Annotated in this window: 17 protein-coding genes and 1 riboswitch; of the genes, 13 read left to right on the top strand and 4 right to left on the bottom strand. The window is 68.6% G+C overall.

Annotated features, from left to right (window positions below):
* Positions 1–3 precede the first annotated feature (3 nt).
* Entirely contained in the window at positions 4–615 is a 612-nt protein-coding gene (locus D9V41_RS13675) for an ECF transporter S component (protein ID WP_121795143.1), read from the bottom strand.
* Positions 605–714: riboswitch (TPP riboswitch) on the bottom strand. Its footprint overlaps the gene before it by 11 nt.
* A 55-nt stretch (positions 715–769) precedes the next feature.
* Here D9V41_RS13675 and D9V41_RS13670 point away from each other — a divergent pair.
* Entirely contained in the window at positions 770–1,135 is a 366-nt protein-coding gene (locus tag D9V41_RS13670; RefSeq protein WP_121795142.1) for a cupin domain-containing protein, read from the top strand.
* Here D9V41_RS13670 and D9V41_RS13665 read toward each other — a convergent pair.
* Positions 1,132–1,512 carry an ankyrin repeat domain-containing protein gene (locus tag D9V41_RS13665; RefSeq protein ID WP_121795141.1) on the bottom strand — a complete coding sequence of 127 codons (381 nt, stop codon included), beginning with the start codon at positions 1,510–1,512 and terminating at the stop codon, positions 1,132–1,134. The genes D9V41_RS13670 and D9V41_RS13665 overlap by 4 nt on opposite strands.
* 87 nt (positions 1,513–1,599) lie before the next feature.
* Between D9V41_RS13665 and D9V41_RS13660 the strand changes: the two genes are divergently transcribed.
* The 4 genes from D9V41_RS13660 to D9V41_RS13645 are packed head-to-tail and all read left to right on the top strand — an operon-like array spanning position 1,600 to position 5,374.
* Positions 1,600–3,678 (top strand): CocE/NonD family hydrolase, encoded by a 2,079-nt coding sequence (locus D9V41_RS13660; RefSeq protein WP_133434194.1) that lies wholly within the window; start codon positions 1,600–1,602, stop codon positions 3,676–3,678.
* Between the two features lie 9 nt (positions 3,679–3,687).
* Positions 3,688–4,353: a GOLPH3/VPS74 family protein gene (locus D9V41_RS13655; RefSeq protein WP_121795139.1), complete on the top strand. Its 666-nt coding sequence runs from the start codon at positions 3,688–3,690 to the stop codon at positions 4,351–4,353.
* Positions 4,354–4,379: 26 nt separating this feature from the next.
* Positions 4,380–4,925: an NUDIX hydrolase family protein gene (locus D9V41_RS13650; protein ID WP_121795256.1), complete on the top strand. Its 546-nt coding sequence runs from the start codon at positions 4,380–4,382 to the stop codon at positions 4,923–4,925.
* A complete protein-coding gene (locus tag D9V41_RS13645; protein ID WP_121795138.1) occupies positions 4,922–5,374 on the top strand; it encodes a GNAT family N-acetyltransferase in 453 nt (150 codons plus the stop codon). The genes D9V41_RS13650 and D9V41_RS13645 overlap by 4 nt, the downstream gene beginning before the upstream one ends.
* Before the next feature lie 11 nt (positions 5,375–5,385).
* On the opposite strand, the gene D9V41_RS13640 is transcribed toward D9V41_RS13645, so the two are convergent.
* Entirely contained in the window at positions 5,386–6,015 is a 630-nt protein-coding gene (locus tag D9V41_RS13640; protein WP_121795255.1) for a potassium channel family protein, read from the bottom strand.
* 78 nt (positions 6,016–6,093) lie between these two features.
* On the opposite strand from D9V41_RS13640, the gene D9V41_RS13635 reads away from it, so the two are divergent.
* The 3 genes from D9V41_RS13635 to D9V41_RS13625 are packed head-to-tail and all read left to right on the top strand — an operon-like array spanning position 6,094 to position 9,777.
* Positions 6,094–6,462, top strand: coding sequence for a hypothetical protein (locus D9V41_RS13635; protein WP_121795137.1), 369 nt, complete (start codon positions 6,094–6,096; stop codon positions 6,460–6,462).
* A 56-nt stretch (positions 6,463–6,518) separates the two neighbouring features.
* Complete coding sequence (locus D9V41_RS13630) at positions 6,519–7,688, top strand: MFS transporter (RefSeq protein ID WP_208006866.1); 1,170 nt, start codon at positions 6,519–6,521, stop codon at positions 7,686–7,688.
* A gap of 4 nt (positions 7,689–7,692) precedes the next feature.
* Positions 7,693–9,777, top strand: a complete 2,085-nt coding sequence (locus D9V41_RS13625; protein WP_133434193.1) for an InlB B-repeat-containing protein — start codon at positions 7,693–7,695, stop codon at positions 9,775–9,777.
* Between the two features lie 21 nt (positions 9,778–9,798).
* Here the strand turns inward: D9V41_RS13625 and D9V41_RS13620 are convergent, their stop codons facing one another.
* Positions 9,799–10,557: a TrmB family transcriptional regulator gene (locus D9V41_RS13620; protein ID WP_121795134.1), complete on the bottom strand. Its 759-nt coding sequence runs from the start codon at positions 10,555–10,557 to the stop codon at positions 9,799–9,801.
* 179 nt (positions 10,558–10,736) lie between these two features.
* On the opposite strand from D9V41_RS13620, the gene D9V41_RS13615 reads away from it, so the two are divergent.
* The 5 genes from D9V41_RS13615 to D9V41_RS13595 all read left to right on the top strand — a co-directional run.
* Positions 10,737–11,810, top strand: coding sequence for a carbon-nitrogen hydrolase family protein (locus D9V41_RS13615; protein WP_121795133.1), 1,074 nt, complete (start codon positions 10,737–10,739; stop codon positions 11,808–11,810).
* Entirely contained in the window at positions 11,807–13,174 is a 1,368-nt protein-coding gene (locus D9V41_RS13610) for an MFS transporter (protein ID WP_121795132.1), read from the top strand. Before D9V41_RS13615 ends, D9V41_RS13610 begins: the two co-directional genes overlap by 4 nt.
* Positions 13,175–13,187: 13 nt before the next feature.
* Positions 13,188–14,039 (top strand): MBL fold metallo-hydrolase, encoded by an 852-nt coding sequence (locus D9V41_RS13605; RefSeq protein ID WP_121795131.1) that lies wholly within the window; start codon positions 13,188–13,190, stop codon positions 14,037–14,039.
* 197 nt (positions 14,040–14,236) lie between these two features.
* On the top strand, positions 14,237–17,068 hold the full coding sequence (locus tag D9V41_RS13600; protein WP_121795130.1) for a heterodisulfide reductase-related iron-sulfur binding cluster: 2,832 nt from the start codon (positions 14,237–14,239) through the stop codon (positions 17,066–17,068).
* A gap of 462 nt (positions 17,069–17,530) precedes the next feature.
* Positions 17,531–17,801, top strand: a 271-nt coding sequence (locus D9V41_RS13595) for a hypothetical protein (protein WP_133434192.1), incomplete at its 3' end; no start/stop codon positions are given.

The following is a 17,801-nucleotide window of genomic DNA, read 5'->3' as shown; positions in this document are numbered from 1 at the left end:
CGGCTAGACCTCCGTGGTGGACTCGCGGCCGGCCGCGAACGAGTCGAGCACGCCGGCCGTGGCCAGCGCTCGGGTCAGCGCCCAGCCGCCGATGCCGGCCACGACGACGCCGGACACCACGAAGAAGCCGAGGTGCGCGAGCTGGTAACCGAAACTCCAGTCCGCGTAGTAGGAGTACCACTCGTAGACCGACTCGAACGCGGCCGCGAGCGCGCCCGCGCCGGCGGCCACCAGGATGCCGAAGCGACGGTAGAAGAACGCGAGGAAGATCAGCTCGGCGCCGAGGCCCTGGAAGAAGCCCGAGGCGAAGACGCTGAAGCCCCACTGCGTGCCGCCGATGATCAGTGTCGAGACGGCCGCGGCGATGAACTCGGTGGCGAAAGCGGCGCCCGGTTTGCGGACGATCAGCCCGCCGACGACGCCGGCCATCAGCCACACGCCGCCGAGCAGCGCGGACGATGGCGGGAACGCGAACAGCGCCAGGTTGCTGAGCGGCTCGTAGAGCTTGCCCCACGCCCAGAACACGACGCCGAAGGCGACGCCGAGGGTGGCGATGGTGACGAAATCGATCGTGCGGTACCGCAGATCGAGGGTAGGTCGGGTTGCAGAACTCATCGTGACTCCCTTCGCCGGTGCTAACCGGAGCAGGTTCAAGGGTCTGCGGCTTCTCCGCACTCTCAGCGCCCTCTGCATGGCGCTCCCCTGTCGTGTGCGCTCCAGCCTAGCAGCGAGACTCGATGGCCCTGTGCGCCGTTTCTAGAATCAGGACATGACCGACACCGTGCGCAACGTTCAGGACGCCCTCTCGACGATCACGGAGCACTGGCATCCTCATCGCCTGACCAGCGTCAACGACTACGACGTCAAAGTGGTCAAGCTGCAAGGCGAGTTCGTCTGGCACACGCACCCTGACACCGACGAGTTGTTCATGGTGGTGAGCGGGGAGCTGACGATCCAGCTCCGCGATCGCGACGTGGTTCTCGGCCCGAACGATGTCTTCGTCGTCCCCAAGGGCGTCGAACACTGCCCTAAGGCCGACCACGAGACCCAGGTGATCTTGTTCGAACCTCAGGGCACGGTGAACACCGGCGATGCCGGTGGCGAGATGACCACGCAGCTTCGCGAACTGAACTAGTCGGCGAGGAGGTCCTCGCGGCCGAACATCGTGGCGGTGGCCCGGGCGGACGGAGTTCCGGCGTCGGGATCGGCTCCGTGCTCCCGCAGCGCGGCGACGACATCGTCCTCGCCCTTGAACACGGCGCCGGCCAGCGGGCTCTGCCCGCGGTCGTTGAGCCGGTCGACGTCGGCACCCCGCTCGGCCAGCGCGCGGACCGTCGCCGCGTGCCCGTGGTAGGCCGCGAGCATGAGCAGCGTGTTGCCCTGAGCGTCGGTGAGATCGGCCGGCGCCCCCGCGTCCACGTAGGCGGCGAGGCGCTCGGTGTCGCCCTGCCGCGCGAGATCGAACAGCTGATGCGCCAGCTCGACGAGTCGGGGATCGGGTTCCTCGGTCACGGTTCCAGCCTACGGGCGCGGCAGTGGTGACCCCCGAGTAACTTCCGCTCAGCTGTGTCGTTGGTCACAGTGACTCCGGAGGTGGTCATGCGTCGCGTCGTCGTCCTCGTCCTGTCCCTCGGCCTGCTGCTCGCGCCGTCCGCAGCCCCGGCAGAGCCCAGCGCCCCCGGCTCGTCGTGGAGCCCGCGGGCCGCGCAGTATCCGGGGTCGGTGACCGAGAGCAATGTCGCGATTCCGATGTCCGACGGTCTCGAGCTGCGCGGCGACGTGGTGCGGCCGGTGGACGAGAACGGGGAGGTCGTCAACGAGCCGCTTCCGGTCGTCGTCACCATCACCGCCTACAACAAGAGTGCGTTGTCCGCGGCCGGCTTCGGCGGCGGCGAGGCCGACTACCTCGTCTCCCGCGGCTACGTCCGCCTGACCGTCGATGCGCGCGGCACCGGCAACTCCCCCGGCGTCTGGCAGGTGTTCGGCGAGCGCGAGCAGCTCGACGCCAAGGAGGTCGTCGAGTGGGCGGCGCAACAGCCGTGGAGCGACGGTGCCGTCGGCATGTCCGGCGCCTCCTATATGGGCATCAGCCAGCTGTTCGCCGCCGGACAACAACCCGCGGGACTGGAGGCGATCTTCCCGCAGGTCCCGAGCGCCGAGGTCTACCGCGATGTGGTCGCCTCCGGCGGGCAGCTCGACGTCGGCTTCATGCCGCTGTGGCTCGGTCTCGTCAACGTCACCGGCCTGATTCCCGGCACCTCGCTCGACGCGATCGCCGTCGTCCTGCAGCACCTGCTCGGCACCACGCCGTCGAGTCTGGGTCTGCTCTTGGAGGCGTTCCTCGGCGGTGAGCAGGCCTACGACGGGCCCTACTACGAGGAGCGGTCCACGCTGACGCGTTCGGTCCCCGCCATCGACGTCCCCACCTTCCTCGTGGGCGGTCACTACGACCTCTTCCAACGCGGCACACCGCTCGTCTTCCAGAAACTCCACGAGCGCGGCGTCCCCGTCAAGATGATCCTCGGCCCGTGGGACCACCTCCAGGGATCGAGCGGCGCCGAGATCGTCGAGGCCGGCTACGGCACCCTCGACGAACTCCAGCTGCGCTGGTTCGACCATTACGTCAAGGATCTGCCCGACCCCACCCTCGACGCCGACATCGCCGACTTCACGTACTACGAGCTCGGTTCCGGCCAGTGGCGCGAACGCGACGCCTATCTCGACGAGCAGACGGCCTCCGTGTACCACCTGTCGGGAACGTCCGCCCCGATCTCCGGCGGGGGCCAGCTCACCGAGGGCGACGTCGAGAGCGGCAGCTCGTCGATCGCGCCGATCGCGCTCGCGGGTCTGTGTTCGCGCTCGGCGACCCAGTGGACCGCCGGTGTCACCAACCAGATCCCACTCGACAACCCCTGCAACACGGACAACGCGCTCAACGACCGCTTCGGGGTGGTGTTCGAGACCGAGCCGCTCGCCGAGCCACTGCACATGCTCGGGCCGATCGCCGCCCGGCTCTACGCGTCGAGCACGACCGGCGACGGGCTGCTCTCGGTCCACGTCTCGCGCGTCCAGCCCGACGGACGGGTGGAACGGTTGACCGGCGGCTGGCAGGTCATGTCGCTGGCCGCGCTGGACGAGGAGAAGTCGGTCAAGCTCGGCGACGAGATCGTGCAGCCCTGGCACCCGTTCACCCGCGACTCCCGCCGACTCCGCGCGCCCGGGGAGGTCACACCCGTCGACGTCGAGGTGTTTCCGACCGGCGCCGTCATCAACCCCGGCGACCGGCTGCGGATCTCGGTGCAGACCTTCGACCTGCCGCACCTCGCACCCACCTTGGAACAACTCCCGGGCGCGCTGGGTGTCGTGACGATTCACAACTCGCCAGAGCACCCCTCGCGGCTCGTCGTTCCGGACCTCGCCGGCGAGGTACCCACCGACGAGGGCGACGAGTCCGGTGTCGTCGATGCCATCGAGGACGCGCTCGGCGGCGCGGCGGGCCTGACGCCCATTACCGCGGACGCCGGACCTGAGCGGAGCTGGCCGGCTCGGATCGCCGACGCGTTCCTGCCCGCTACCGGCTCGCCGATGTCAGGTGTGCTGATCCTCGTCGCCGTCGCGCTGGTGCTCGGCGGGTCGGCCCTGCGACTGCGTGGCGGAGACGGGTCACCGTCGTCGTAGGCTCGGGGCATGGGCACCGCGACCGACCTCGTCCTCATCGCGACGCACCCGGGCACCCACAAGCTGCTACTCAGCACCGTCAACAACGACGCGATCCTCGGCGGCGCGCACCTGCTCGACCTCGTGAAGGCCGGCCGGATCGGTGTGGAAGGCAACGCGAAGAAGGCCAAGGTCTTCGTCGTCGACGGCTCACCCGTGGCCGACCCCGAGATCGACGCCGCGCTGGCTCGCATCCGTGACGGCAAGAAGCGTCGCGCCAGCGACGCGGTCGGCCGCATGGGCAAGAACGGCGTGAAGAACGCCTACCGCCGCCTGTGTGAGAACGGCCAACTGCGACCTCGGAACGAGACGTTCCTCGGGTTCCCTCTCCGGCGCCACGACGTCATCGACCTCGCCGGTCGCGAGGGACTCCGCAACCGCGTTCGCGCGTGTCTGCTGCAGGGGCAGCCGGCCGACGGCCGCACGGGCCCGCTCATCGGACTGCTGCACGCGAGCGACCAACTCAAGCTCGTCGTGGACAAGCACGAGCGCAAGCAGGCCAAGGCCGCTGCGGCGCACATCAGCGAGGGAGATTGGGCCAGCGCCGGAGTGAAGGACGCCATCGCGGCCACCCAGACGGCACTCATGGTGGCGGTGTTCGTTCCGACGATGACGGCGGCGTCATCGGGCTCCTGAGCCGACCATCGACCACAATGGGCAGCATGTCTTCGGTCCGCACCCCTGATCCCAATCCCGGCTGGCTCTCGGAGTTCCAGCTCGAAGAGACGCGCTCACGTGTGCCGATCCTCTACGTCGAGGCGGTGCCGATCCGGGTGGACGCCCTCGGCCAGGTCGAGCACGTCGGCCTGCTGCTGCGCGGATCGGCACAGACCGGCGGAATCACTCGAACGCTCGTCTCGGGTCGCGTGCTGCACGGCGAGTCGATCCGAGGCGCGCTGATTCGCAACCTCGAGAAGGACCTCGGCCCGACGGCCTTTCCGCAGGTCCCGCCCTCCATCACCCCGTTCACAGTGGCCGAGTACTTCCCGGTGCCGGGCGTCACGCCGATGTACGACGCGCGCCAGCACGCCGTCGCCCTCGCCTACATCGTGCCGGTGACCGGCGAGTGCGATCCACGCCAGGACGCCCTCGAACTCACCTGGCTCACGCCCGAGGACGCCGCGATGCCGGGCATCCTCGACGAGCTCGAAGGCGGCCGCGGGCACCTGCTCAAGCAGGCCCTCGCGCACCTCTGCGTCCTGCCGTGAGGCTGCAGATTCGCGACGCGACGCCGGCCGATCTGCCCGCGATCCTCGCGCTCACCGCCGAGGACTCGATGCACTACTACGCCGACGAGCCGAGCGAGCCGACACCCGAGCTCGTGGCCGCGCTCGAGGAGATCACCGGTGACGCGCATCAGCGGTTGCTGGTGGGCGAGGTGGACGGCGTCGTGGTCGCCACCGCCCAGGTCACGTACATGCGGATGCTGAACGGCAACGGCGCCCTCTACTGCCAGGTCGAGTCGGTCCGCACGGCGTCACGCCGTCGCGGCCAGGGCCTCGGCTCTGAACTCATGCAGTACATCGAGGACGAGGCCCGCGGTCGCGGGGTCGCCCGCATCCAGTTGACGTCCAACGCCCAGCGCAAGGACGCCCACCGGTTCTACGAACGCCTCGGCTACGCCGCCAGCCACGTCGGGATGAAGAAGTACCTCTGAGTCCGCGTCGCCTAGGTCTTCTCTTCGCGGATCTGGTCCAGCAGCCACGTCGCGAACGAGGCGGTCACCACGCCCACGGTGGCGATGCCGCCGAGCATGAGGAACACGGCGACCAGACGACCCGTCGCGGTCACCGGATACATGTCGCCGTAGCCGACCGTCGTCACGGTGGTGCACGCCCACCACAGAGCATCGCCGAAGGACTGGATCGGCCCACCGTGTCCGCGCTCGGCGTCGAGGACGGCGAGCGCCCCGACGAAGATGATCAGACTCACCGAACCGGTCAGGTAGACGCCGATCTTGCCCCGCAACGAGGAACCCGCGTAGCGATTCAGCGCCGTCAGCAGGGTGATCAGCCGCAGCAGTCGCAGGGGCCGGAGCAGCGGCAGGATGAGCACGGCCAGATCGAGGGGATGGCGCCGGACGAAGTCCCGCCGGTCCTCGGCCAGGTAGAGCCGCATGCCGAAGTCGATCCCGAGCAACCCCCAGGTCGCCCACACCGCTGTCGTACACGCCTGACGCCACCCGCGGCTGAGATCGGGATCGAGAATCGGCCAGGCGTAGGCAGCCAGGAAGATCAGCGTCGACACCGTCAATGGGATGTCCAGTGCCTTGGACCATTGCCTCTCGCGATTCGGCATGCCCAGCATTCTCGCGCTCGCCCGCGCGACGAAGCACCGTTGCCCGGCTAGCGGCCCGAGTTCGCCTAGCCTGACGAGGTGTCTCTGCTGTTTCTCGACGACGGATCTCCCGCTTCCGACTCGTCAACGGACCTGTTTTTCGCGCTGTGGGACGGGTCCGGACACCCACAATTCGACTCGCCGCCCGTCCTCGACCTGGTGATCCGCAGCTACCGGATCGCACGAGGAACCCTCGACGACTGGATGACCTGGGCCTCCCGGGTCGGCAGCACCGAACCTGCGCTGTGCTGGCCCTCGGACCATCGCTGGTTCCTCGCGTCGGACGTCGATCCTCACTGGGCGGGTGTCGGCGCGGCTGAACCGGACATCCGGGCGCTCGCTTCGGACAGCGTCCTCCACGTCGAGGCTGCCGATCCGACACGGGAGTACCCCAGCTACGGCGGTTGAGCCGTTCCGGCGGAGGCCGGGGCAGGCGTCCCGACCGGCGCTGAGAAGATGCGAGCGTGACGCGATCGCCGAGTCCGTGGCTGATGCTCGTCATCGGCATGCTCGGGCAGCTCGCGGGCACGCTCGTGGTGAGCACGCCGCCGTTTCTCATCCCGCATCTGCATCTGCGCGAGGACGTCAGCCTGGTCTCGGCCGGCGCCCTCGCCGCTGCGCCCACGGTGGGCACCATGCTGAGCCTCGTCGCGTGGGGCGCCGTCGTCGACCGGTTCGGCGAACGTCTCGCAATGGCGGCCGGGCTCGCACTCGTCACGATCGGCGCTGCCGGCGCCTTCACGAGCGACTCGCTCGGCGTCCTCGGCGCCTGGTTCTTCCTGTGTGGCGTGGGCGCCGCGAGCACGAACGCCGCGAGTGGCCGCCTCGTGGTCGGATGGTTTCCCGCGCGCCGTCGAGGTTTCGCGATGGGCATCCGTCAGACCGCGCTGCCGCTGGGCGTCGGCGCGGCCGCGCTCCTCGTGCCCAACGTCGTGGACGCTGCCGGCCTGCGTCCGGCGATCCTCACCGTGGCGGTCGTCGCCGCTGTCGCAACCCTCGTCTCGCTCGCGATCGTCGATCCGCCGCGCCCCGAGCGCCCGGCACCGACACCCGGAACTCGCCGGGACAATCCCTACCGCGGTCACGGCACGCTCGCGCGCATCCACCTTGCCTCGGCGCTGCTGGTGATCCCGCAGTACGCGATCTGGACGTTCCTGCTGCTGTGGCTCATCGACGCGCACCACTGGTCCACCACCGCAGCGTCAGCGCTCGTCGCCGTCACCCATCTCCTGTCCGCCGCCGGCCGCATCGGCGTCGGATGGTGGTCGGATCGACTCGGGTCGCGTCTGCGACCGATGCGCTGGGTCGCGATCGCCGCGGCGGCCATCATGCTCGGGCTCGGACTCCTCCAGGGCAGCATGATCGGTATCGCCCTCGCGGTCGCCGCCACCGTGGTCACGGTCGCGGACAACGGGCTGGCGTTCACGGCAGTCGCCGAACGCGCGGGACCGTTCTGGTCCGGACGGGCGTTCGGCTTCCAGAACACCGGGCAGTACCTCACGGCCGCTGCCGTCCCGCCCCTGGTCGGAGCCGTGGTCACGTCGGCCGGTTACGGCTGGGCCTTCGGGGGCGTCGCCATCGCAGCCGCCTTGGCGGTTTTCGTCATTCCGGACGATGCAGATCCGCTACAGTGAGGCCGTGCGCACCGCTGCGACCTCCGTCGCTCGTCCCCGTGTCTTCGCCTTCCTTGTTGCATTCGTCCTCGCGTGCGCGGCGGCACTGCTCGCCGTCCCGGCCGCTCACGCGGCCGCGGTCAACAACGCGGAAGCGCTGCGCAGCGAGGTGTCGTCGAGCGGCACCGATTCCACCGTCACCCTGGCGGCGGATATCGACGTCACGGGAGTCCTCGCCACCGGGCGAAGTCTGACCCTCGACCTCGCCGGGCACCACCTCACGGCCGACGGCGTGGAGCTCGCACCCGGCTCCGATCTCAGGATCGTGGACGGCGTGGGCGGAGGAGCTTTGACCACGGCAGCTCCGGCCGGAAGCAGACGCGCAGGCATCCGAACGACGGACGCGGCGTTGGTGATCAACGGCGGGACGATCACGGCGATCGGCGCGCCCGGTGTGGAGGGCGGAGACGGTGGCGCCGGGATCGGCGGTTCCGTCGATGGCGACGCGGGCAACGTCTTCATCGCCGGTGGATCGGTCACCGCAACCGGCGGCCCGCGCTCCGCCGGCATCGGCAGTGGTTTCCGAGGCATGGGTGGTCGCGTGGTCATCACCGGCGGCACGGTCGAAGCTCGTAGCGAATTGCACGGAGCGGGCATCGGTGCTGGTGCTGTGGCGGCGACCAGTGGTGAGGTGCTGATCACCGGCGGCACGGTGACGGCGCTGGGCGGACGGGGCGGCGCCGGGATCGGCGGAGGCCTGAGCTCACAAGGCGCCACCGTGGATCTCCTCGGCGGTGAGATCGTCGCTCGCAGTGAGCTCGGACTCGGTATCGGCGGTGGGTACGCCGGTGGGGCCAACGAGGACGGCGGTGATGTCGTCATCGGCGAGCACGCTCGAGTGACGGCGTCCTCGAGTTCGCACGAGATCTCGGCCATCGGCGCGCGTCACTACGTCCCGGACAACGGCGAACCGCCATTCGGGTCCCTCACGGTCGCCGGCGAGCTGATTCTGCCGGCCGACACCGCGCTCATCGTCCAGGACGGCATCACCGTCCCCGTCACGGCGACCGGCCGGATCACCGGCGACGGAGCCATCAAGGGTGCTGGCACCATCGCGAACGCCGGTGCGATCACCAATGCCGACGTCTCCGTCGACGTCACCGGACACCACTACCTGGTGACCTTCGAGCCGAACCTGCCCGTCGGCGAGGAGACGCCGGAACGGGTCCGCGTCTACGCGAGCACTTTCGCCGCCGGAGGGCGTGACCTCGCTCCCTCCCCGGCCGCGGGGACCCTCGCCGGCTGGTTCTCGGCGCGCGAAGGCGGCGAGGAGTTCACCACGACGACACCGCTCACCGCGGACCGCACCGTCTACGCCCAGTGGACCCCCGACCGCATCGCCCTCCGTCCCGAGACGACGGCGGTGACCGCCGGTGACGTGGTGCCGTTCGAGGTCGAACTCCTCAGCGACCAGCTCCCCATCCGCGACGTCACCGACGAGGTCGTCGTCTCGGAGACCGAAGGCGTCGACGTCACCGACGACGGCGTGCTCCTGACCCGCGCCGGCGACGCCATCGTGACGGTCACGCTTCCCGGAGAGCCCGAGCTGACCACCACCGCGACGATCGCCGTGACACCCGGCGACATCGCCTCACTCGCATTGAGTCTTCCTGACCGGGTCGATCAGGGCGAGTCGCTCACGGCGACCGTCGAGGGTGCCGACCGCTTCGGCAATGCGCGCCCAGACGCCCCCGAGCTCGTCACGCTGACCAGCGACCATCCCAGCGATGTGATCGACGGGCTCACCATCACCTTCCCGGCCGCGAGCGAGCACGTCATCACGGCGACCCTCGACAGTGATCCCAGCGTCACCGACTCCGCGACCGTCACCGTCGTCCCAGCGGCCGTGCCGGAGCCGCCCGCTGAAGAACCCTCGCCCGAGGAGCCTGCGGTCGATCAGCCCGTCCGGCCTTCCGCCGGCGGTCCGGCGCGGGCCGGCGGTGCTCTCCCGGACGCCGGGGGCGTGGATGCTGCCCTCGTCCTGGCCGCAGTGGGTCTCGTCGCGGGAGCGGCGGTCGTGCTCGGCGCGGCTCGCACACGGCGCAGCTGACGTCCGCGAGGACGGGCACCCTCAGCGCGTCTCCACCTGGCTCACCTGCCACAGCACCTCGAACAGATGCGCTTGAGTCTCCGCGTACTCGGCGCTCTCGATCATCATCGCGAAGTTCTCGCGTCGCGACGACAACACCGCGACGGCGTGCGGCCCGACGATCATCGTCATGGTGAAGATGTGACTCTCGGGTGCGTAGCGCGTCTCGCGAAGATCCTCCGCGTCGGTGGGCCACCCGGACGGGTAGTCGCGCTCAGGCGACCGGACGACGCGCAGGAACAGGTTCCGTTCTCTGCGCCCTTCGATGTACTCGCGCATCGCGGACGAGCCGGGAACCGTCAGGAGGTCTTTCATCGACAAGATGCCACGCAGCGGACTCGGCCAGGACAAGGTCTCGAAGAGCGCCGCGCGAATGCCGGCTTCCCCGGCCATGAACCTGACCCGCGGCTGGTGTTGACCGTCACCGCGCAACGCTCTCAGCCGCGGCACGAGATCGTCGAGCAGGTTCTTGCGGTACGTCCATTCATCGAGTAGATGACCCGGATCGTTCGCCGTGAGGACGGCCCGCCCACGAGCGCCCGCTTTGCCACTCGCCCCGACCTCGGTCAGGCTCAGCAGCCCGCGATTGACCAGCTTTCGAGCGATGTCGTAGGCATTGGTGCGCGTGACGTCCGCCAGAGTCGCCGCCTCGGCCACCGTGCATCGCTGGGCTTCCAGCACCGCAAGGTAGAGCCGCGCCTCCTTGGGGTCCAGCCCGGCACGAACGAGTTCTTCCCACATGCTGGCTTTTCCTTCCGCACAGTGTCGAAACATTCCGACACAGGACCGGAACGCGATTGTTACCAGGAGACCCTTGTGACCTGGATCTCGTCGTCGTAGGGTACCGCAACTCCTCGGCCCATCGAGGAGTGTTGTCGAAAATCTTCGACAACCCGCGCCCACGTTCCCAGGAGACTCTCATGGGCAACAGACCCGTCAATCAGTTCACCCAACTGCGGGTGGCCGCCGTCCAGGCTGCCCCCGTCCCCTTCGACACCGATGCGACGATCACCAAACTCGAGGGGCTCGTCGCCGAAGCCGCAGGAAACGGGGCTCAGCTCGTCGCGTTCGGCGAGACGTTCGTCTCGGGCTTCCCGGTCTGGAACAACGTGTTGCCGCCACGTGAGCAGCACGACTTCCAGGTGCGTCTCGTCGAGTCCGCCATCGAGGTTCCCGGCCCCGAGACCGAGCGGCTCGGCGCCATCGCCCGCCGGCACGGCGTGAACCTCTCGGTGGGAGTCAACGAGGTCAGCCCCGTCTCCGTCGGCACCGTCTGGAACGCCAACCTGATGTTCAACAGCGACGGGATGCTGGTCAACCACCGCCGCAAGCTGGTCGCCACCTGGAGCGAGCGGCTGGCCTGGTCGCACGGCGACGGGCACGACCTGACGCCAGTCGACCTCGACGGAGCGCGGGTCGCCGCTCTGATCTGCGGCGAGAACACCAACCCGCTCGCGCGATTCGCGGTGATGGCCCAGGGCGAGGAGGTCCACATCGCCACGTACCCGCCGGCCTGGCCGTTCGACGCTTCCTCGGACCGCGGCGATTACGACCTCACCGAGAGCATCCGCCTCCGCTCGGCCGCGCACAGCTTCGAGGCGAAGGTCTACAACATCGTCGCCGCGACGAGCCTGGATGACGCCATGATCGATCTCGTGGCGAAGGGCGATCCGGACATCGAGAAGGCCTTTCGCGCTCACCCGTGTGCCTCGATGATCCTCGATCCCGTGGGGCACCCGATCGCCGGACCGCTGGTGGAGGATGAGGGCATCCTCTACGCGGACATCGACACCCGCACCCGGATCGTCCCGAAGCAGGCCCACGACGTCGTCGGCACCTATAACCGCATGGACATCTTCCGCCTCGAGGTGAACACCGAACGCCACCGGCCGATCCGCACCTACGACGGCGGTGCCGCTTCCGAGGAGAACGCTCAGGCGCCCACCCCAACGGATCCGACCGCCCGCCGCATCGTCCTCGGAGGTGCCGAATGAGCAGCATCGCCTCGAACCTCGGCACCGAACCCCTCGAGCCCGATCCACCGGGCGCCCCCGATCGCGAGTCTGCCGAGTTTCGAGCGAAGGGCCGGCGCGCCCTCGGCGCCGCCGTCTTCGGGTTCTTCGTCGATATGTACGACGTCTACCTGCCGGTCATCGTCCTCGCACCGGCGATGGCCTACTTCATGCCGCCGGAGACGTCGACCGCCGACACGGCGATCTTCTTCTCACTGATCTTCGTGGCCTCGATCATCGGACGCCCCCTCGGGTCGCTACTCTTCGGCCCGCTCGGCGACCGGGTCGGCCGCCGCAGGATCACGCTCATCGCCGCCGCCGGCTCAGCCATCTGCACGGGCGCCATGGTGGTGCTCCCGGGCTACTCGACCCTAGGCGTCGGCGCTCTCGCCATCCTGGTCGTCCTGCGACTGCTCGACGGGATCTTCCTCGGCGGGGAGTACACGGGAGCGAACCCGCTCGCGATGGAGTACACGCCCGCCCATCGCCGCGGAGTCGCCGGCTCCTTGATCAACACCGGATTCCCGCTCGCGCTGGCGTTCATCACGCTGGTCACCTTGGCCACGATGTCGGTCCTGCCCACAGGGGACGCCGACTCGGCCTACGCCGTGTGGGGATGGCGCATCCCGTTCCTCCTCGGCTTCCTGCTGTGCTCGGCCCTGTTCCTCTACTACCTGTTCTCGGTTCCGGAGTCGGAGATCTGGACCAAGGCATCGAAGCCGGCCGGAAACCCTCTGCGTGAGCTGTTCTCCCGCCGACACCTCCGGGTCATGGCCGTGTCCTTCGTCGCGGTGACCGGAGCGTGGCTCACGATGAACAGCACCGTCGGCGTCTTCGCCAACCACTTCCGTGGCCTCGGAGTCGGCGACGGCAACATCAACGCCACGATCCTGGTGGTAGCGCTCGTCGGCGCCTCGCTCTTCCCGGTGATGGGCGCGCTCGGGCAGCGTTTCGGCCGCCGGCAGGTGATCATGGGGATCGGGCTGACCTCCGCGGTCGTCGGCTCCTCGGCCTTCGCCCTCGCCGTCAGCAACCGTGACAACGGAGCGCTGCTGTTCGCTCTCGGCATCCTCGTGATCCTGCCGGGCTTGATGATCTGGGCGCTGATCACGGCCTTCTTGATGGAGTTGTTCCCCACCGAGATCCGGGCCTCCGGCTACGGCGTCGCCTATGCGCTGCCCAGCATCATTCCGGCGTGCTACGCCTACTACATGGCGTGGCTCGGCAACGTCATGGACTACGCCTACACCCCCGTCGTCCTCATCGTCCTCGGTGGCGCGCTGATCGCCCTCGGCGGCTACCTCGCGGCAGACCGACGACACGTCGATCTGGAGGACATCGAATGAGCCGGTCCTGGTCATGACGCTCCCGCGACGTCCTTCGGGAGATCGCGGCGAGCCTACCCCGCCGTCGTCGGTGCGGGTGGGCCCGACGCGGGTGCCCTTCGGGATCGCCGTGCTCGGCGGGCCGACGACCGTGATCGATCTTCACGGTCTTCGGCTCGTCGTGGACCCCACCTTCGACCCGCCCGGCGCCTACGGCTACCTCGCCAAGACCGCCGGAACCGCCGTCGAACCCGATGAACTCGGCCCGGTCGACGTCGTGCTGGTCAGTCACGACCAGCACGCGGACAACCTGGACGCCCGAGGACGGGCCTACGCCCGTGCCGCACCACTCGTGCTCTCCACGCCGACGTCGGCCCCGGAACTCGGTCCGCAGGCGCGGGGGCTGCGCCCCTGGGAACGCGTGACCCACCACTCGGGAGTGCGCATCACCGCGACCCCGGCGGTCCACGGTCCGGCGGACGGCGCGGACCCGAGCGGCGTCGTGAACTGCGACGTCACCGGGTTCCTGATCGAACCTCCCGCCGGGCCGGTGGTCTACGTGGCTGGTGACAACGCGTCGCTCGCGGTCGTGCGAGAGGTGAGCGACCACGCCGGGCACGTCGATGTTGCCGTGCTCAACGCGGGAGGTGCGCGGGTCGCAGCGAAATTCGAGGGAAGGCCGTTGACCCTCACCGCCGCTCGCGCTGCGGCTGCCGCAGAGATCCTCGGCGCATCGCGGGTCGTCGTGGCCCACCAAGAAGGGTGGGAGCACTTCTGCGACGGCGCAGACGCGACCCGCACCGCCTTCTGGGAGGCAGGAATCGAGTCCGTTCTCGCACCGTCGGCCCTGGGCTCGTGGGCGGTCCTCGACGCGGGCGCCACCTGAGCATCCGTCGTCCGGCTCGTGCCGGCCGGTGCGGGCAGCCCCATGCATGAGGTGCCCGAGACTGGCGCGCTCGTTACCCCCGGGTAACATGACCAGCGCGTGAACGAACTCACCCGGTATGGCATGCCTTAGTGAACTGGGCCGCATTCGGGCGACTAGTCTCAGCACCACCTGTACGGTCCGATCCGGAGGATCCCATGAGCACGGTCTCGATCGTCGCGGGAGTGATCTCGCTCGCCGTCACCGCAGTCGCGGTTTACCTGGCCGTCGTCGGCGTCAGCAGAATGTTGCGCGTCATGAAGGCCGGCCAGCCCGCCGTCAACCGCACCGATCAGCCCGGCAAGCGCATGGCCACGATGCTCAAGGAGACCGTCGGCCACACGCGCATGCTGCAGTGGACCTGGGTCGGCATCATGCACTGGTTGGTGTTCGCCGGCTTCATCTACTTGAGCACGGCCGTGCTGACCGGCTACTTCCAGGTGTGGGACCCGCACTTCATGCTGCCCATCATCGGCACCTGGTACCCGTTCGTCTGGCTCACCGAAGCGCTGTCGTGGCTCACCGTCCTCGGCATCGTCTACCTGATCGTCTACCGCCAGAAGCATCACCCGAAGCGCCTCGCCCGCCAGAGCCGCTTCTTCGGGTCGACCTTCTGGCAGGCCTACTTCGTCGAGCTGATCATCCTCGGCGAGGGCCTCGCCGGCGTCATCATCCGCGCCTCGGAGTACCGCCTGCTGCAGGCCGAAGGCTCCACGGACGCCAACTTCGCGCACTTCCCGCTCACCGGCTGGATCGGCGAGACCCTGTTCGGTGGCCTGTCCGCCACGGGCGCCGAGAACGTGATCGTGGTCGTGGCGCTGGCCAAGATCCTCATGGCGATGGTCTGGCTCGGGGTCCTGGCCCGCAACATCACGATGGGCGTCGCGTGGCACCGCTTCACCGCCTGGTTCAACATCTACTTCAAGCGTGAGTCCGACGGCAACGTCGCCCTCGGCGGCCTCGTCCCGCTGTACCTGAACGGCGAGCAGCTGTCGATGGAGAAGATGGAGGACCTCGAGGAGGAGGACTTCGAGAAGCTCGGCGTCGGCAAGGTCGAGGACTTCACCTGGAAGGGCATCCTCGACTTCACCACGTGCACCGAGTGCGGTCGCTGTCAGAGCCAGTGCCCCGCCTGGAACACCGAGAAGCCGCTCAGCCCCAAACTCCTCGTCATGGGCCTGCGCGAGCACGCCTACGCCAAGATCCCGCTGCTGGAGCAGGACGGCGATACCCTCACCGAGGTTCAGCAGCGTGAGCTCGAGCGTCCGCTCGTCGGGAGCGAGGAGCTCTTCGGCGTCATCGATCCCGACGTTCTCTGGTCGTGCACCAACTGCGGCGCCTGCGTGCAGCAGTGCCCCGTCGACATCGAGCACGTCGACCACATCGACAACATGCGCCGCTACCAGGTGCTCGTGGAGTCCAACTTCCCCGCCGAGCTCAACAACATCTTCAAGGGCCTCGAACGCAAGGGGAACCCGTGGGGCATGAACCCCAAGAACCGCATGGACTGGGCCAAGGACCTCGACTTCGAGGTCAAGCAGGTCGGCACCGATGTGGAGAGCCTCGATGAGGTCGACTGGCTGTTCTGGGTCGGTTGCGCCGGCGCGTTCGAGGACCGCGCCAAGAAGACCACGCAGGCCGTCGCGGAGCTGCTGAACATCGCCGGCGTCGACTTCGCCGTCCTCGGTGACGGCGAGACGTGCTCGGGCGATCCGGCTCGCCGCGCCGGCAACGAGATCGTGTTCATGCAGCTGGCGATGGAGAACGCCGAGGTGTTCAAGGAGACCAAGGCCAAGAAGGTCGTCTCCACCTGCGCCCACTGCTTCAACACCCTCAAGAACGAGTACGCCGAGTTCGGGGTCGAGCTCGAGGTCGTGCACCACACGCAGCTGCTCAACCGCCTCGTGCGCGAAGGCAAGCTCAAGCCGGTCCCGCCGGCCAAGGGCGAGGCGCAGAACACCATCACCTACCACGACCCGTGCTTCCTCGGCCGCCACAACCAGGTGTACGAGCCCCCGCGCGAGCTGCTCGGCGCGATCCCCGGTTCGACGTACGCCGAGATGCCGCGCAACAGCGAGACGTCGTTCTGCTGTGGCGCCGGTGGCGCGCGGATGTGGATGGAGGAGACCCTCGGGTCCCGAATCAACATCAACCGCACCGAGGAGGCCATCGCGACCGGTGCCGACCAGATCGCCGTCGGCTGCCCGTTCTGCCGCGTGATGCTGTCCGACGGCCTCACCGCCAAGCAGGCCGCGGGCGAGGCGCGAGTCGAGGTCGAGGTGCTCGACGTCGCACAGATGCTCCTCGCATCGGTCAAGCGCGAACCCACCGCCGAGGAGTCCGAGGCCGTGGTGACCGAGGCCGAGGCGGCCACGGCTGCCGCCGCGACCGGCGGCGACGAGGACAAGGCCACCGAGGCCGAGCCCGACGCTGAGGACCGCGCCGACGACGCGACGCTCTCCGACACCGAGGAGATGGGCGCGGGCGCCAAGGCGACCGTGACCGGCGAGTCGGACGAGGGCGACAAGGCCGACCTCAACGAGCCGATCTCGCACAGCCGCGAGGAGGACGTGGAGATCGCGGCGGAGAGCAACATCGCTGTCGACGACGAGGGCAAGGGCCACGGCGGTCGCACCGAGACGGTCGAGGAGGCCGGCGAGGGCGAGGTCGTCTCGGCCGACGAGGTTGCCGAGGAGAAGTCCGAGAACGAGGGCGACGCTGACGCCGAGACGACGGCGGAGCCGGAGCCGGAGACCAAGTTGGACGAGGAGCCGGCGCCGCAGCAGACGGCTCCGGAGTTCGGCGACGCGACCGACCCTCAGGGCGAGGTCATCAACGCCGAGGACGATCGTCCGGAGATTCCCGCGACCAAGGACAACGACGACGCCCCCGCCGAGGAGCTTTACGAGGGCGATCCGCACGCCGACCACGAGACCGCAGAGCGCAACGAAGAGCTCGACGCGATCGAGGACGACGACAAGAAGTCCTGAGCCGGAGACGTGAAGGCCCCGCACAACAGTGCGGGGCCTTCACCATTCCCGGGGCTAGGTAGCCGAGTAGCAGCGAGCTCCCATGTAGGTGGTCGAGTAGCAGCGAGCTCTGCGAGCCGCGTATCGAGACCAGGTAACGAAACGTGGTCTCGATACGTCGGTCGCTGAGCGACCTCCTACTCGACCACCTACCTAAGTTGTAGGTGGTCAAGTAGCAACCGAGTGACGAAGCACGCCCGCATAGGTGGTCGAGTAGCGACCGAGGAACGAGGGAGCGTATCGAGACCACATCTCACGTGACGTGGTCTCGATACGTCGGTCGCTGAGCGACCTCCTACTCGACCACCTATGGCCGGGGTAGGTGGTCGAGTAGCGGCGAGCTCTGCGAGCCGTGTATCGAGACCACGTGGGGGTTGTGAACAAGGTCGTGGGAGTGTCGGTGGCCTTCTCTAGGTTGGAAACATGATCGAGAGCAGCTCTGACGTCCGGGTCGGTTTCCTGGCCGACTTGCGGCACGCGAACGCTCTCGCGGAGTACCGCCGCTGGTCGGGCATGCTGGAATACCTCGACGCCGAAACTGCTCGGATTGAGCGGGAGCTCGAACCGCGGGCGCGGGAGCTTGAGGTCGCGGCGGTGCGGTCGGTGATCGCTCAGGCGAACGGGTGGAGTGAGCATCAGCTGGCCGCCCGCCTGCATGAGGCTGAAACCGCGCGCGATGACCTGCCGGCCGTGT

It is taken from the genome of Aeromicrobium phragmitis (assembly GCF_003674095.1).
Lineage (GTDB): Bacteria > Actinomycetota > Actinomycetes > Propionibacteriales > Nocardioidaceae > Aeromicrobium > Aeromicrobium phragmitis.
The sequence above is the reverse complement of the archived record's forward strand: the minus strand, read 5'-3'. Positions and strand labels throughout refer to the sequence as shown.